The 15,452-nt window shown below is 30.6% G+C and carries 10 protein-coding genes; 3 read left to right on the top strand and 7 right to left on the bottom strand.

Annotated features, from left to right (window positions below):
- Positions 1–151: 151 nt before the first annotated feature.
- Complete coding sequence (locus tag D1816_RS17020; protein WP_118504398.1) at positions 152–982, bottom strand: M57 family metalloprotease; 831 nt, start codon at positions 980–982, stop codon at positions 152–154.
- A 725-nt stretch (positions 983–1,707) separates the two neighbouring features.
- Here D1816_RS17020 and D1816_RS17015 point away from each other — a divergent pair.
- On the top strand, positions 1,708–2,727 hold the full coding sequence (locus D1816_RS17015; RefSeq protein ID WP_118504396.1) for a toll/interleukin-1 receptor domain-containing protein: 1,020 nt from the start codon (positions 1,708–1,710) through the stop codon (positions 2,725–2,727).
- 415 nt (positions 2,728–3,142) lie between these two features.
- Here D1816_RS17015 and D1816_RS17010 read toward each other — a convergent pair whose 3' ends face one another.
- The 4 genes from D1816_RS17010 to D1816_RS16995 form a co-directional block, all read right to left on the bottom strand.
- Complete coding sequence (locus D1816_RS17010; RefSeq protein ID WP_118504394.1) at positions 3,143–3,709, bottom strand: outer membrane beta-barrel protein; 567 nt, start codon at positions 3,707–3,709, stop codon at positions 3,143–3,145.
- 277 nt (positions 3,710–3,986) lie between these two features.
- Positions 3,987–5,702: a family 16 glycoside hydrolase gene (locus D1816_RS17005; RefSeq protein WP_118504392.1), complete on the bottom strand. Its 1,716-nt coding sequence runs from the start codon at positions 5,700–5,702 to the stop codon at positions 3,987–3,989.
- Between the two features lie 230 nt (positions 5,703–5,932).
- Positions 5,933–6,475: a hypothetical protein gene (locus tag D1816_RS17000; RefSeq protein WP_066315331.1), complete on the bottom strand. Its 543-nt coding sequence runs from the start codon at positions 6,473–6,475 to the stop codon at positions 5,933–5,935.
- 284 nt (positions 6,476–6,759) lie between these two features.
- On the bottom strand, positions 6,760–7,788 hold the full coding sequence (locus D1816_RS16995; protein WP_118504390.1) for a DUF6252 family protein: 1,029 nt from the start codon (positions 7,786–7,788) through the stop codon (positions 6,760–6,762).
- 364 nt (positions 7,789–8,152) lie between these two features.
- On the opposite strand from D1816_RS16995, the gene D1816_RS16990 reads away from it, so the two are divergent.
- Together D1816_RS16990 and D1816_RS16985 are read left to right on the top strand one after the other, a co-directional pair.
- A complete protein-coding gene (locus tag D1816_RS16990) occupies positions 8,153–11,365 on the top strand; it encodes a two-component regulator propeller domain-containing protein (protein WP_118504388.1) in 3,213 nt (1,070 codons plus the stop codon).
- A 215-nt stretch (positions 11,366–11,580) separates the two neighbouring features.
- Positions 11,581–12,306, top strand: coding sequence for a LytTR family DNA-binding domain-containing protein (locus tag D1816_RS16985; RefSeq protein ID WP_118504386.1), 726 nt, complete (start codon positions 11,581–11,583; stop codon positions 12,304–12,306).
- Between the two features lie 734 nt (positions 12,307–13,040).
- Here D1816_RS16985 and D1816_RS16980 read toward each other — a convergent pair.
- On the bottom strand, positions 13,041–14,609 hold the full coding sequence (locus D1816_RS16980; protein ID WP_118504384.1) for a hypothetical protein: 1,569 nt from the start codon (positions 14,607–14,609) through the stop codon (positions 13,041–13,043).
- Between the two features lie 226 nt (positions 14,610–14,835).
- On the bottom strand, positions 14,836–15,435 hold the full coding sequence (locus D1816_RS16975; protein ID WP_118504382.1) for a type 1 periplasmic binding fold superfamily protein: 600 nt from the start codon (positions 15,433–15,435) through the stop codon (positions 14,836–14,838).
- Between the last annotated feature and the right edge of the window lie 17 nt (positions 15,436–15,452).

The following is a 15,452-nucleotide window of genomic DNA, read 5'->3' as shown; positions in this document are numbered from 1 at the left end:
TTTAACATCGTAAGCCATATTAATAGGACTATAAAAAAAGAACAATCGTTGCAAATTCTAAACTAACTTTTGTGAACTATATTTATATGATTTGTGTCTTAGCATTGTTATGTAAAACATCACATACATTGAAATAGCGTACTAAGATGTTTTACTTTTTTTGATATAGAAAAGTTATTAGGTTTTTATCGGCATCTGTAAATTCGCCATCGCTAGTAGATGAGAAACAGGATTGCATAATCGAGTCTTCAAAAAGAAATGCAGACTTATCCTGAATTAATTTAAATTCTACATCCGAGATCAATCCTTTTCCGCAAGGATTCATCCAGTCTTTATGTCTTAACCCTATGCAATGTCCAATCTCATGTGTGATTATATGCTCATTCATATTAATAGTTAGATTATCAGTATCTGAATTAATTCTAACATATTTATACGGTTTTCCATTAATGGAAGGAAACCCAGCAGAACCTCCTGCCTCTCCTTCAACTTTATACACTATAATATCAGCTGTATCAGTATCGGTACCATAGGTAAGTGAAAAATTAAGAGTAGTAGATAAATTGTTATAATTTGAAACTGCCCATGAGAGTGCCGTTCGCATTTTTGAAGTTAGCGCAAACCCTTCTCCGGAATACCCAACAATTTTTATATTTCGATTTTCTGGTGCTACAATATTTGATACCTCGAGTTGTTGTTTATTATTCTCTGAAGTCTTTAAGGTTACATACTCATCTATCTTTGCAACAGGAATTGTAATATCACCTAATACAAGGTTCTTTTCAAGTGTCCCGTCAAAAAGTCTAAGGTTTTCAAGTGTTACATTATCAACATTAACACCAAGTGCCAATAATTTCTCTAATTGACTTGTTGTTAGCATTGTAGTTTTACCTAAGAGTTCATTTAATGTTTCCTTTTTTTCGCATGACAACACTATTGTAACAATAACAAGAGATAATAGTACAAAGGTGATCTTTTTCATCTTTATTTGGTTTTAAGAGTATTTCTTAATCTTATTCACACTCTCATAAGGTTTTTCTAGAATAAAAAATATCGAAATGAATCATTCAAAAAAATATTTGCTATTTCAATATTATGTAATACGATTGTAATCATTGAAAAACAAAAAAATGATTATCAAACGATTAGGAAAAATAATAAAATAAAGATTAATAAAATAGGGGCATAGAACGCAGTTATTACCCGTTAAATCTCCCTTGTAAAATAGGTTTCTTCACTTTCTTTTTCTAAAAAACCTTATTCTAAACAACATATAAGTCAAAAAAAAACAAAAGTAACAAAGGATTTTGTATGAATCAGTTGTTCTATTAATACAAACATATCAGCCAAATACAAATCGATGTTTAGATAAAAAAAAGATTTAAAGATAGGATGTTATTAGACGGGGGGTTTATTATATTCCATTTTACATTTTTAATTTATTGCTATCTAAATATGATATTCTTAATTTTTTAGTGCTAAGAATTATGTATTGCCATGATACATTTTGTTTCAAAAAACCTCTTAGTAAACGTGTTGCTTACAAAAGAGGTTTTTGTTTTTTTTTGGTTATATATTCTAAGGTAAAATTAGTATTTTCATTACTTCAAATAGAAATAACTTCATACTTTTATCTTATTTTTAAGGTATATTCCTTGATTCTATTCATTATCATCATTTTGATTAAAACCTCTTCTAAAAAATTGTATGAAAATATTTATTAGTTGGTCTGGAAAATTAAGCAATGAATTTTCAACAATATTGGGTGATTGGTTAAATTGTATTTTGCCAAACATCCCAACTTTTATATCTTCTTCTAGTTTAAGTCCAGGTGATAGATGGAGTGATAAACTAGCAAAAGAATTAGAGCAATGTAATGCAGGTATAATTTGTTTAACTAACGAAAATTTAATGTCTCCTTGGATAAATTTTGAGGCAGGTGCATTGTCTAAGCACATAAATAATTCTATGGTTATACCGCTTCTTATTAATATAAAAGATTCTGAAATATCTAAAAGCCCACTCTCACAATTTCAAACCTTAACAATAGATAAAAGTGGGTTAAAAAAACTACTTATTAAATTATTTGACTCTCTTGATTTACCCAATAATAAAATTGACATAATCTTTGATAAATGGTGGGATGATCTAGAGGTTAAGTTAAATTCCTTAAATTTTCCTGATAAAAGGAAATCAGATAATGAAAAATATGAAAATTTACTTCTTAATTATAATGATGTCAATGAAGGATTGAAAATAAGAGTAAACCAAATCGAAAAAATTCTATCAAATTTAACCGAACAAAATAATGAATCTATAGATTCAAACCTTTCTGATCATCATCAATTAAATATTTTATCTGGGCTTTGGGAAAGCCCAATTACTAAATCTTCATATTACGGATTCTTTATTGACGATAAATTTCATATGCCCTATTTGTATGAAGACAACGAAAACTTCTTGGCTCATTTTTATAATATTAAAATAACAAAAAAGAGAATATATGGAGAGTTCAAATGGTTAAATAGTCATTATATCGACGGTTACTTTTTTCTTGACATTATTAGCAACGATATCTTAAAAGGTGGTTGGGTTTATTCTAATGATACAATAGTCCTTAAAAATTCGCCCAATAGAGAGAAAACTGAATTAATACTTAATAAAGTTAACACAGTAGAAGTACCCTCTTGGATTACATCCTACAAAAAACAGCTTAAACAGATTTAACGGATGAAAATCTTATAGAAAAAAACATTTCTTCATACTCTTTCCTTTTGTATTTCAAATTAAAACTTAAATTATCTGATCTTCGTAAATGTTAAAACAACCCCCAGGTAACCACTCCCAGGGGTCTAAATTGAAACGTAGTTGTAGTAAACACAAACTCAACTCATACTAACTAATCATGATAGTTTCAATTGTAAGGTACTGTACTGAAGGTCTTTTTTGTATTTCAATTAAATAAATTTACTTTTATAGAATTCATTTAATTACTTAACCTATCTATAGTACTCGTAAATAATTATTTCAACATCAACACTTGTTATAATTATGTCTAGGGTTTTGTTTTATGCATAACATTGGGTGGTCATACTTTTCTTTTATACAGTCTCTTTTTTTAGTATTTTAATTTGATTCTAATCTATTGTCCTCCGAAAGTAAATAACAGACCAATATTTACCGTAAAATCACTTATTGAAGTATCGCCTACTTTACCTGCATTCAGATAAGCAGCGTTCATATTAAGAACACCATACTTAAAACCAACAGCTGGACGAAATGCAAAGTTAGACGTACTCCCAACATTCCCTTGAACTGTAGTAATATTAGACTCTATTTCTATCGATCCTATAGTAGCTAATCCCAATCCAAGGCTTCCATAAGGTTTAAATTTTGTGTCTGTAAAAAAGTAACGGCCATTTACAAGGAAACTTCCTAAGGCTACAGCTCCGTAAGATACCGATGATTGTATGTCGTTTATTTGAACATCAGCCCCAGTTAGGAAATCACCTTGCCATAAAATAGAAACATCAATATTTTCTGTTACTCCATATCCTAATTCAAGGTGCGCGGAAAGTCCACCATCAGTAATGTCTGCAATATCTCCTGAAGGTACTGCATAACCAAAACCAAAACCAAATTTAACTTGTGCATTTGTAGCTGTCATTCCTAATAAAGTAACTACAGCTAGTACTAAAATTTTTCTCATAATTTAAATATTAATTTATTATTTCAACTCCTGTATACTAACTATCAGACATAAAAAGGAGCCATACATTGTTAAACATATCTGATAGGGTTTAATGTGTTAAAAACAGATTCTTACTTACTTTTTTTCCATTATTAACATGATGGATGTTATATCATTTTTTAATTCTGATTTTTTTTAATCACTTGGGAATAATTATTTTAAATTCAATAACAGATTTATGTTCTGATTCAGAATTGATAAAGGCAAGATGATCATCATATAATATTATTCTACACTAGTCAACCATAAACTTGGTACTTGTTGTATTACCATTTGCATCTATTGTTTGTAGTATATATATTCCTGACACAAAATTTTGATTTACTAATAAATGACTCGTAGGTTTTTGCTCTCCAAAGGTTTTTTTGTACACATTTTGACCCGTCATATTGTAAATTATTAGATCCGATATTTGTTGTCCGTTAAAATGAATTGTAAAGGATCCATTATTAGGGACTGGAGTGATAAGAACATTACTAGGATTTGTTTTGTTAATAGTTCGTTTATTATCTATTTTTTTGGTATTAAAAACAGGAATCAATTCCCATTCTATAGCTACTCCGTCTCCTATTAAGTTATTTGTATTTATTACTTTTTCATTACCAACCACTGCTGTTAAATATCCTCTTGCTTCATCTTTGCTTAAAAACTGGTAAGTGTTATAACCAACCTTGATCGCTTTCCACTCTCTTCGAGGAGCTGGAGTCATAAGCAATTCTTCTGCCTCATAAGATATACTATTATGTAGTGAAGATGCTGCCATCAAAGGCCCTCGGTCATTCTTATCATTATCTATAAAAAAATACCCAGAGGTAGAAGGGATCAAGTTCCAGTGTGTATCATTATCATTTGCTTCATTATTTCCTTGTTTTACCACTGTATTTGGATCTGCATCCAAGTACTTTTTAGTTTTTACGTTAATGAAATGATAGGTGCCGGATATATCTTTTTCAAGTCCTATTTCAAAGTTATGAGAGGCATTACATCCATTGATTCCAGCAAAAGTAGCTGTGTAGATTCCCAATTGATCTTCTTGAACATTTGGAATAGTAATACACCTTCCTACATCACTAAAATTATTAGGCCCTGTCCAGGTCCAAGTTCCTTCACTCTGGGTAATCGCACATAATACTACATAGCCTCCAATTTCAATTTCAGCATAATCATCTTCTCTACTTACATTATTAGTAATACCATGTTTGTCATATACTATAGGACTAATAGAACAACTCTCTGTATTCTCTATTTCTTCAATATAAATGTTTCTAAAAGCTAGATTCTTTAATTCAGATTGCAATGTTATAAATCCAGATGTTACAGCTTTTCCATTTTTAAAAACGTTCCCTTGATTAATCAAAAATCCATTTAGATATACAGAAATAAGGTCTTCTTCACATCGTATGGTCATTGTATTCCATTCTTTATGAAAATACTCTATGGTACCTTTAGGGTCACTACGTCTTGGTAGTTGTTCATGTCTTATTCTTCCATTTCCATATTTACCTTTATTAAGATAGCCAGGCCTAGCTTTTATATCCATTCCTTTTCTAAGAAGATCTCCTGCTTCTCCTTTTTTAAGCTGTACTTCTATAGAATTTGGAAATCCACCTTTATCTTGAGCAAAATTATTTTCTCCATGAATCCAGATACCACTGTTACCATCTCTATCACCACTTCCTGGTGTTAACCATTTATATTCTAATGTTAATTCATAATTACTGTAAGGTTTTGCTGTGCGCATACCACTTTGGCGGTCATACCATGTGCCTCCTATAGCATGTAGTTCTCCGTTAGGTTGGATTTTCCAAAATTCGTCACGGTTTCCTTTTCCGTCTTTAAAACCAAAATCCCAACCCTCAAAGGTTCCTTTCCATAATTGTTCTTGAGCCGTTGCACTAGTTAAACTCAATAGTGCTGTTATTACGTAAATTATAAAGTATTTGTTTTTCATTTTATACTATTTTGATAATCTATAGAACTTCTATTATTAAAATTCTAGTGGTTATGGTTTTAATTAGTATTGTCTGTTTTTATTTGTATTTTTATACTGGGGCGGTTTATAAAATGCATTCTAAGCATTTTACATATTTGCTAATTATATATAAACGATTATGATAAGGCTTTTAGAAAGTAACTTTCTAAAAGCCTTTGTTTTTGATCTGGAGGCAAAAAAAGCGTTTTCTAGTTCTGTTTTGTTAATTCTAAGACAATCTCGCCTTTGAACGTAAGTTTAGGTTCATCTTCATCTTCGAAGACATTCATTATTGATAAGTAAGAATTAAGATCGGCTACAAGGCTTATCTTGTCTTTAGATATTTTGTTGATAACAAAAGTTAGCGTATTGTTATTGAAACTTATAGTTAACTCATTCCCTTCTTTTGACCATCTCCCAGGAGGTATAACTACTTCAATATCTTCTACAAATTCCTCATTCCCAGCAGCTCTTAATCTTAGATCATAAAAACCAGTTTGAGTTAAAATATTTGGTTCAATAAAATCAATCAGGAGACCATAATATTCTCCGATCATTTCAAAATCTGCTATTAAAGAAATATCCTCTGGTGATATTTTTCCGTTTTCTGTTTTTAAACTGGTTAGCTTCCAAATACCATCGAGCGCCAAAGTATCTGACAAATCAGGTGAACTATCATCATCATTACTGCATGAAATTAATAGCGTTGAAGCAACGGTGACTAGAAATAATAAGTAAAGTTGTTTAATCATTTTTTTGAAGTTTTTATATATCTTTTGAATTACTGTCGGGCAAAGATGAAGCGTGTTTTAGTATCCTCAAAAAATAGGATTCGATTGGTTTTATAATAGGAATAAGTGGTTTCTAAGAGTGTTTCTAAGTATATAGACAAACAAGTTAATTTTCATAAAACAAAGAGAATCAATTTGATACCTTTTAAAGTATCAAATCTCCTTTATTTACTACATGCGGTATTACTGGTCATTTTATAAGCATTAACCATACTCGCTGGTTACGATTGTTCTGTCTTATGCTTTTATTTTACTTTTTCTTTCAACTTTTTAGATTTTTGTAGTATTTCTGTCCCCTTTTCCGTAAATTTTGATTTGGCAACTTTTTTCTTTTGTGGATCAAGCCACCTTACTAGCTTATCTTTATAAAAATAATATCGATTCTCATTTATTTTAGAAACCTTTGAACCTTCCATATGCATTGGCTTATCATAGTAATGTTCATGTGTGAAAACAAAAAATAATTGATCGTCCCACAAATAGTATTCTTCTATTAGCTTACCCATTTCGCCGTAGTAAGTCGTTATCATTTTCCTTAATTCAGTGTTTTTAAAATAACCCTCAAGCTCGCCACCTTCTGTACTTTCTTCCATTACGTCTTTTTTGACTTTTGTATAAGAATTAATATTATAGTTAATAGCACCAAATTTTTCTCTGATATCAGAAATTAGTTCTTCTTCAGTTTTACTTTTTTCTTGATCTTGAATCTCTGTAATGTGAAATGATTTACTTTCCTTCGATTGGTGTTCTATTTTAGGATCTTGCGGGTCTTGAGTATGGGACGGTTTGTCTTCCATTAGCCCAAGTTTCTTATTAAAAAATTCTAAATCCGGAATTTCATTAAAGATTCCGTCTTTAATAACTATTTGCTCATGATCATCATTAATAGCAGTAAACTGAAACGTTCCTGAAATTCTGGAGTTACTATACTTTGTAATTTTGATAGTAAAAGAACCTTGTCTTCCAAAACCTAAAGCCCCATTAGTGGCACTATATTGTTTACCATTAACAGAACAGTCAACTGTGATTATTTTTCTTGTATTCATATCATACGTTGTGGGAAAGGTCGTTGGGATTGGAAAAAAGAAAGATACAAACTCATCATCTCCATTTGATAAAGCAAGAACTCCTTTATTAAAAGAGTTAGCCTTGGTAAATTCCTTTTCAACAGAACCAATTTTACAAGTACCTTTACCTAGAAATATCTTATTACATGAAACTAACAATGTTGAAGTCATCATAATTGCAAATAACAAGTGAAATTTTTTACTCATTTTTTATTGTTTTATAAATTATTGATTTAAGATTCGGTAAAGATGAAACGTGTTTTAGTATCCTCAAAAAATACGAATCGACTGGTCTTAGAATAGGAATAAGCGGTTTTATAAAGTTTTTTCAGACATATTAATAAACTATGTCAAACTGAAGTACGCTAAGAGAACTAGATATATCTGTTTCAATAACTTTGACTTCCTTTTTTAGCTTTATCTGGTACAACTGGTTGTTTTTTTGGTATGAGTGATTTTAAAGAAATTTTTAAGATAATTTTTAGAGTTTATACTTTTGATTATTTCAAAATTGAAATACTATTGCAGCCTTAAAAATCAGCTTTGTACAGGTACCACTTATTCATAGAGAATGCAAAAAAATAAAATTTATCATCTATTAATTAGTGTACTTCTTAGCAGTATAATTAATTGCGGATACGCTCAAGAAGACCCCTCATCTTACATACATTTAACTACTAACGATGGACTTTCTCAAGGCTATATATCTAGTATTATTCAAGATAAAAAAGGGTTTATGTGGTTTGGAACCAAAGATGGACTTAATCGATATGATGGATACGAATTTAAAATCTATAATTATTATTACGATAATCCCTGTAGTATACAAAATAATGTTATTACTGCTATTTATGAAGATACTACCGGCGTACTATGGATAGGAACTTTAAACGGGTTATATAGTTTTGACCCATTTACAGAGTGCTTTCAATTTTTTGAAAATGAACATCTAAACGCGCAACATATAATAAGGACAATCTACTCCAATACCAAAGGAATTGTTTGGATAGGAACATCTAAAGGAGAACTACTTAAATTCAACCTTAATACAAATAAAACCGAAAGATATACGATTAATGATGATAAAGCTATATCTCGTATAAAAAGTAATAAATCCGAAAATCGTTTATACATTGAAGCTTTAAAAGATGAGGATACTAGTATTTATATTTTCGATATTCAAAAACAACAATTTATAACCTCTTATAATACAGTTATAAACAATATTGGATATAGTCATCAAATGATTCAGGAAAATAATTATGGTGAACTATTATTATATAGAAGTAGGCATGATAACAAATCCTTAGAACAAATAAATCTTGCGACTAAAGAAACTTGTGTTTTTTATAAACCAAACTGGTCAACACAAAAAAACTATAAAAGGAACGACTATTTATATCATAGTGGGATCATGATCCAGGACAAAAGTGGTCTCATATGGCAATCTACTAATTACGGATTAGAAGTTTTTAACCCTAAAAATGGTACGTTTAGCTTTTACCCTATAAAAGGAACTCAAAACTCAATTAAAACCATTTGGGTAGATCAATCAGGAATTGTTTGGTTAGGCACAATGGGATACGGAGTATTCATGCTAGCCCCCGCTATTAATACCATTGAAACCTATAAAAGAGATGAAAATAATCAAAACAGCTTAGGTTTTTCTAGTATTCGTTCAATCTATGAGGATATGGATAAAAACATCTGGATAGGTGGGTACGGCGGACTTGATCTTATCGATATCCAAAATGGTAAATTACAACATTATGCCGATGACTTTACAACGTATTCTAAAATGGTTGGTATGGATGTCTATGAAATCTATAATGATCCAAATATATCAAAAGACATATTTTGGATTAGTATACATGATAAAGGTCTATTCTTACTAGATAAATATCAAAAAAAATTTACCCGATACCCTAAATATCTCTATGGTAACTGCAATTTTATTTTTGATATAGTTCCTGAGAGCAAAGACAAATTATGGATTGGAACCTCTAATGGGTTATACATTGTGGACATAACCAATAAATCCTCTAAAATTTTTAGAACAGATCCACAAAACCCTTACAGTATCCCTTCAAACAAAATAAATACAATATACAAAGATCGAAAAGGTGTTTTTTGGGTAGGGACCGAAGGCCATGGATTTGCTAAGTTTGATAAACATACAGAAAAATTTATACGATATAAAGAACGACCTGATAAGAAAAACGGAATCAATTCATACTTTATCCATTCTTTTTATGAAGATAAAAAAGGAAACTTTTGGATTGCAACGAATGGGGGTGGGCTAAATCTTTTTGATAGAGATAAAGAATCGTTTAAACATTATACCGTTAAGGATGGTTTACCCAATAATGTTGTATATGGAATATTAGAAGATAAGCGTGGAAATCTATGGCTAAGCACTAATAAAGGCCTATCTATGTTCAATCCAGTACAAGAAACCTTTGTTAATTATGATAAGAGTAATGGTTTACAAGGCAATGAATTTAATGCCAATGCTTATTTTAAAAACAAAGAAGGAAAAATGTTTTTTGGAGGTACAAATGGAGTAAATGCTTTTCAGCCAGAAGAAATAAAAAAAAACACCTTTATTCCTCAGGTAGCCTTAACCAGGTTTAAAAAGTTTAATAAAGAAATTCCCTTACATCAAGCATTTTCATCTAATGGAATCTTAGAATTATCACATGAAGATGCGGTAATATCGTTTGATTTTTCTGCCTTGAGTTTTTACAATCATTACCTTAATCAGTATGCCTATAAGCTAGAGGGGCTGCATGAAGATTGGATTAATCTAGGTACTAAAAACACCATCACGCTTACTAACCTATCTGCGAAAAACTACACCCTTCGTATCAAAGCTTCTAACAATCATGGAGTATGGAATGAAGAAGGAATCACTATTTCTATTCTCGTAAAACCACCTTTTTGGGCAACTCCATGGTTTCTAGCAACACTACTATTATTAGTCCTTACCTCTTTATATGTAATGTATTCATTTCGCATTAGGTATGTCCAACAACAAAAAAGACAACTAGAGGCGGTGGTTAATAAAAGAACCGATGAACTTAAGATCCTTAATAAAACAAAAGATCGTTTTTTTGCCATTATAGCACATGATCTAAGAAGCCCACTTATTTCGTTTCAAGAAGTTCCCTACTTAATAGACCACTTTATTAAAAATAAAGAACTAGATAAAATAGAAGAATTATCTCATAAAATTAGAGGTTCTTCGATTAAATTAAACAATCTACTAGACAACCTCTTGAAATGGGCAATGGCGCAACAAAATATGATTACCATTAACCCTCAAAAAATAAATTTATATACGCTAGTTTCTGAATGCCTTGATCAATATGATGAAAGTATTAAAAAAAATAGGATTCAAGTTCTCTTTTTAATCGACAAGAGTACAAACATATATGCGGATTATAATACGACAACTAGTATTGTAAGAAACTTATTAAGCAATGCCATAAAGTATACAGAAGAAAAAGGTCTGATAGAATTAAAAGCGACGTGCACAGGTGATAAAACTATTAAGTTTACTGTTCAAGATAATGGAATTGGTATGGATGAAGAGGCTCTAGAAAAACTTTTTGACATAGGATATAAAAAAAGTAATTACGGTGTTAGGGGAGAAGAAGGTAGTGGTTTGGGTTTAATACTTTGCAAAGAATTTATAAAACTAAACAACTTAAAACTAGAGGTAGAAAGTTCTTTGAATATCGGATCACAATTTCATGTAACTTTTCCTAGTGCTCAAGATTAGTTTCTAGAAACCTAGTAACTATCTCTTTGACAAATCCCTAATATTCTTTTGTTATGACAAAACATCAGATTTCTTTTTATAAAGGAATGGTATTTGCTATTAATAACATAAACGTCTTAAAACCTAATCAAATTTTCTTTTATGTTGCATAAAGAAAAATAGCTATACTACGTTTTGAAAGTAAACTTTAATTATCGAAATATTAAATTTGTATTGTGAGAGTACTTATTGTTGAGGACGATGTCATTTATGTAAATGCATTAGAAGTCCTATTAACTGAAATGAAAATTAGTTCATTAAACAGCACAGGGGATTCTGAAGAGGCTTTTCGTTTAATAAAAGCTGTTAAACCAAATTTAATCCTGTTGGATATTAATCTAAAAGGAAAACGAAGCGGAATAGAAATAGCTGAATATGTTCGTGAAAATAATCTTCCTATTATTATTATGTATCTAACTTCATCAATTGATGAAGCTACGTTTAACAAAGCAAAAGAAACATTTCCCTATTCTTATATTACTAAACCTCTGGATAAAGAAAATTTCAAAAGAACCTTTGCGTTAGCTTGCCAGCATAAAAAAGAAAATTTCAGTTATAAAACTTTTAAACATTCAGACTCTCAAATAGAGCAAGACTATATTATTGTAAAAACGGATAAAGTATTACAAAAAATAAACATTTCTGATATCTGTTTAATCAACGTCGAAGGAAAATACTGTTCTATAATCATTTCTAAAGAAGAAATAAGAATAAAGCTTTCTCTAAAAGAGTTAATTGATAAAATCAATTCTTCAGAATTCATGAAAGTTAATAGGTCTTGTGTAGTGAATATAAAAAAGATTGAAAGTTTTGATTTAAAAAAAGAGGTAGTGTATATTGGTGAAAATAGGATTCCGATTAGCAGGAGAAATAAGTCAAAATTGATGCAGGTACTACTCTAAAAAACAACCCCCGGGTAACTACTCCCAGGGGTCTAAATTGAAACTTAATTGTATTTAACACAAACTCAACTTATACTAATTATGATAGTTTCAATTGTACTATTTATATGGTTAGGTTTTACGCCACGAATATAAGCGGTATCCCTTAAATATTTTAACATTTAATCTATGATAATTCACATTTAACAATGCCATAATATCTTGATAAAACGATTGCTATTAACGCATTGAAAATCAATTTTCACTATTCTTTTTAAAATAATTAAGCCTCTTTTATTAATATATTCTCAGTCCTTTTTTGGCCAAAAACTAAATAGACTCAATACATTGTTCTTAACTCATCAAAATTTATACCAAGTATTCATAAAGATGTGTTATAATTATAACAACTTTGATGCAAAATACCCCATCTTAAAGTTGTTAAAACTTTCATAGAAATTGATAATAAAACCCCAATTTTAATTGCTATTTATTTTTGTAAAAACAATAGCGTATATATTCCAATTAAAAGACGTCAAAAAGACTAAAAGGTTGCGTAATTAAGACATATTTAACAGCATATGCATTAAGCAAATGACTTTTAGTTTCTCAAAAAAAAATTAAATAACATAGTTTCTAAAAAATAAAAAACCCTTTGGTAACTACTCCAAAGGGTTTAAATTGAAACTTAATTGCATATAATACTACAAACTCAACTTATACAAATTATCATAGTTTCAATCAATTTTCTTTTATTATTGCACTCGTAAAGGCGCTAGATCTATTTCAAACCACCCGGTAGTATATCTTCTACCTACAGAATAGTTATTAGACGAGCTTTTCCTAACACAATCATCTGCAAAATCAGCGATGATAGCTCCTAGTCTATCATTTTCTGCAGTATATGTTTTTGTAATAGTTTGTGTTTTGGTCTCTTCTCGCGAAGCACCAAACTCTAATCCTATTTTTACTTTTTTACCAAATCCTATATCAAAACCAAAATTAGTTGCATATTTTACTGTTCTAGTATCTGTTGTGGTTATCGCCTCTGTTCTATCTACTTCTTCTATTTCGATTTTTATAGTAGATGCATACTGATCTAAATCCCATTTGATAAGAGGAAGATTAAGATTAACTCTTTTAGTTCTCAAGTGTCTTAAACGTAATGTATTATAATCTTCTCCTGAAGGTGTTGATCTTCTTATACGGAATAGATCTCGTGCCTGTACGGGAAAGTATGTTATAAACTCTGAACCAATACCATTTTTAGCATTGATAAGAGCAGTTACCTTAAATTCAAAAACGCCATCTGTCCAACTACCATAGGTTTGTGGATATCCTTGTACGTATTGTATCCCTATCCTAGGGTCACCCGTTTGATCTGCAATTTTGTTGTATGCGACTACGCCATTAGACCATCCTCCTCCTCCTTTTAGTCTAAAAGAAGTAATGTGTTCTTGAAAATCAAATAAAAATGGGCCTTTTGGACTTGTAGGAGACTGATTATAATATAAATGATCTCTTTGCCAACCTGCTTGGTTTTCGAAAAAATCAAAAGCAGCTATATGTTTTGGATCTACAGTGGATTTTGCCAAATCTTTTTCTGAAAAAGATTCATTTTCTCTATTTAGATTTCTATTAAAAGAATCATCTAAAAACCGAAAACTAATTCCATCATTGGTTTTTAGTATGTTTTTTTCACTGTTTTTAGTTGAAAATCCTTTAGAACTGGATTTCCCATCTAATATTACTCTTTCGTTTTCTTTTACTACAATAACCGGAAATAGAGGTATCTCGTGTGATGGTAAAACGAAGATTTCGCTATTGCTTTTTATAACAGGTACATCATTAGTTGATTTTACATTATACGCCACATGAGGTATTTGTGTAGTGGCATCCCAGATATCGGCAGAAAATGAGTCTTCTGGTAACTCAGGGATAAAAATCGTAAGAGTTGGTAATTCCTGTTCTATTTCTAATAATTTTTCTTCTCCTAAGTGATTTTCAAGTGTAGTTCTTAATGTTTTACCATCTAATAGCTGACGATCTTTTATCATGTGATAAAGAACATCATAATCATTATCGAACTTTTTTAGAGATTCTTCTTTTAAGAGCATTCTAAGTGACACGCTTTCATTTAAAGATTTAGCCAAGGCTTCTGCAAACACTTTCTTTAATATATCTTTTGACGTGTGGTTAATTTCATCAATACGTATTTGCGGTATTGTTTCTGCAGATTCTTCTGCAATTTCGGGTTCTTGGCACGACCACAGGCAAAGTGATGCGATCGAAATGGCAAAAAATGTTTTTTTAAAATAGGTCATAAGAGTAAAATTTATAAATTAATCAGTTAAAATTTATAGTTCAATCTTTAATAAAAAAAGCAATTTTTCTGTATTGAAGTGGTTCTGTTTTTTGATTTGCTATGGGGGATGATTCACAATGAATCAATCAAAAAACGTAAACCACACTATGTTTACAATTAAATTTTTATAATACTAGTATAGGTTAAAAGATCTCCCGTGTTGGTCCGGGAGATTTTTTTAAAATTTATTCTACGGATACATTAAACGTCCAGTCTACATCTGGGTCTCCTCCTGCATTCGTAATGTCTCCTCCAGAAACTCCGGCAGCATCTTTATTAGGCTCATGTCTTAAAACAAACCTTAGCATACCATCGCCCGTATCAGCTGTCGTTGTTATTGAAAATGTTAATCCCACAGGATTTTCAGAAGTAAATTGTACTCCGTCTGCATTCTCATAATCAGATTCTTTATCCGTATAGGTAGTAGAAACCCCTAAATTTGTAGGTATATAAAAAAACTGGTGTTCGTCTGCTTCTTCTTGAATCTCCTCATTAACATTTTCAGCAGGGTCTTCGGTTTCGTTTAGGATACTAATCGAACCTGTATATGTTGTGCTTGCTTTTAATGCACCACTTACTGTTCCTATAGGTTCAGTTGGGCCATCTGCGCCATCTTCATCAAAAAAACGAAGTTCAACCTGATCTGTTCCATCTGTAAGTGTTACGATCATTGTAGTAATCACTTCTTCTGGACTAACTGGTGGCGGAGCGTCATCATCACTTGAGCAAGATGTTAGTACCAAAGCTGCTGCAAAAAACAGGGTTAAAAATTTACTTAAGTTCATCATTTTAAAATTTAAAA

It is taken from the genome of Aquimarina sp. AD10, assembly GCF_003443715.1.
GTDB lineage: Bacteria > Bacteroidota > Bacteroidia > Flavobacteriales > Flavobacteriaceae > Aquimarina > Aquimarina aggregata.
This window is presented reverse-complemented; position numbering and strand designations above follow the sequence as displayed.

Bases quoted from the DNA above. Each gene is read 5' to 3' on its own strand.
- D1816_RS16980 (WP_118504384.1), bottom strand. From the start codon at position 14,609: ATGACCTATTTTAAAAAAACATTTTTTGCCATTTCGATCGCATCACTT.
- D1816_RS17005 (WP_118504392.1), bottom strand. From the start codon at position 5,702: ATGAAAAACAAATACTTTATAATTTACGTAATAACAGCACTATTGAGT.
- D1816_RS17000 (WP_066315331.1), bottom strand. From the start codon at position 6,475: ATGATTAAACAACTTTACTTATTATTTCTAGTCACCGTTGCTTCAACG.
- D1816_RS17015 (WP_118504396.1), top strand. From the start codon at position 1,708: ATGAAAATATTTATTAGTTGGTCTGGAAAATTAAGCAATGAATTTTCA.
- D1816_RS16975 (WP_118504382.1), bottom strand. From the start codon at position 15,435: ATGAACTTAAGTAAATTTTTAACCCTGTTTTTTGCAGCAGCTTTGGTA.
- D1816_RS17020 (WP_118504398.1), bottom strand. From the start codon at position 982: ATGAAAAAGATCACCTTTGTACTATTATCTCTTGTTATTGTTACAATA.
- D1816_RS16990 (WP_118504388.1), top strand. From the start codon at position 8,153: ATGCAAAAAAATAAAATTTATCATCTATTAATTAGTGTACTTCTTAGC.
- D1816_RS16995 (WP_118504390.1), bottom strand. From the start codon at position 7,788: ATGAGTAAAAAATTTCACTTGTTATTTGCAATTATGATGACTTCAACA.
- D1816_RS17010 (WP_118504394.1), bottom strand. From the start codon at position 3,709: ATGAGAAAAATTTTAGTACTAGCTGTAGTTACTTTATTAGGAATGACA.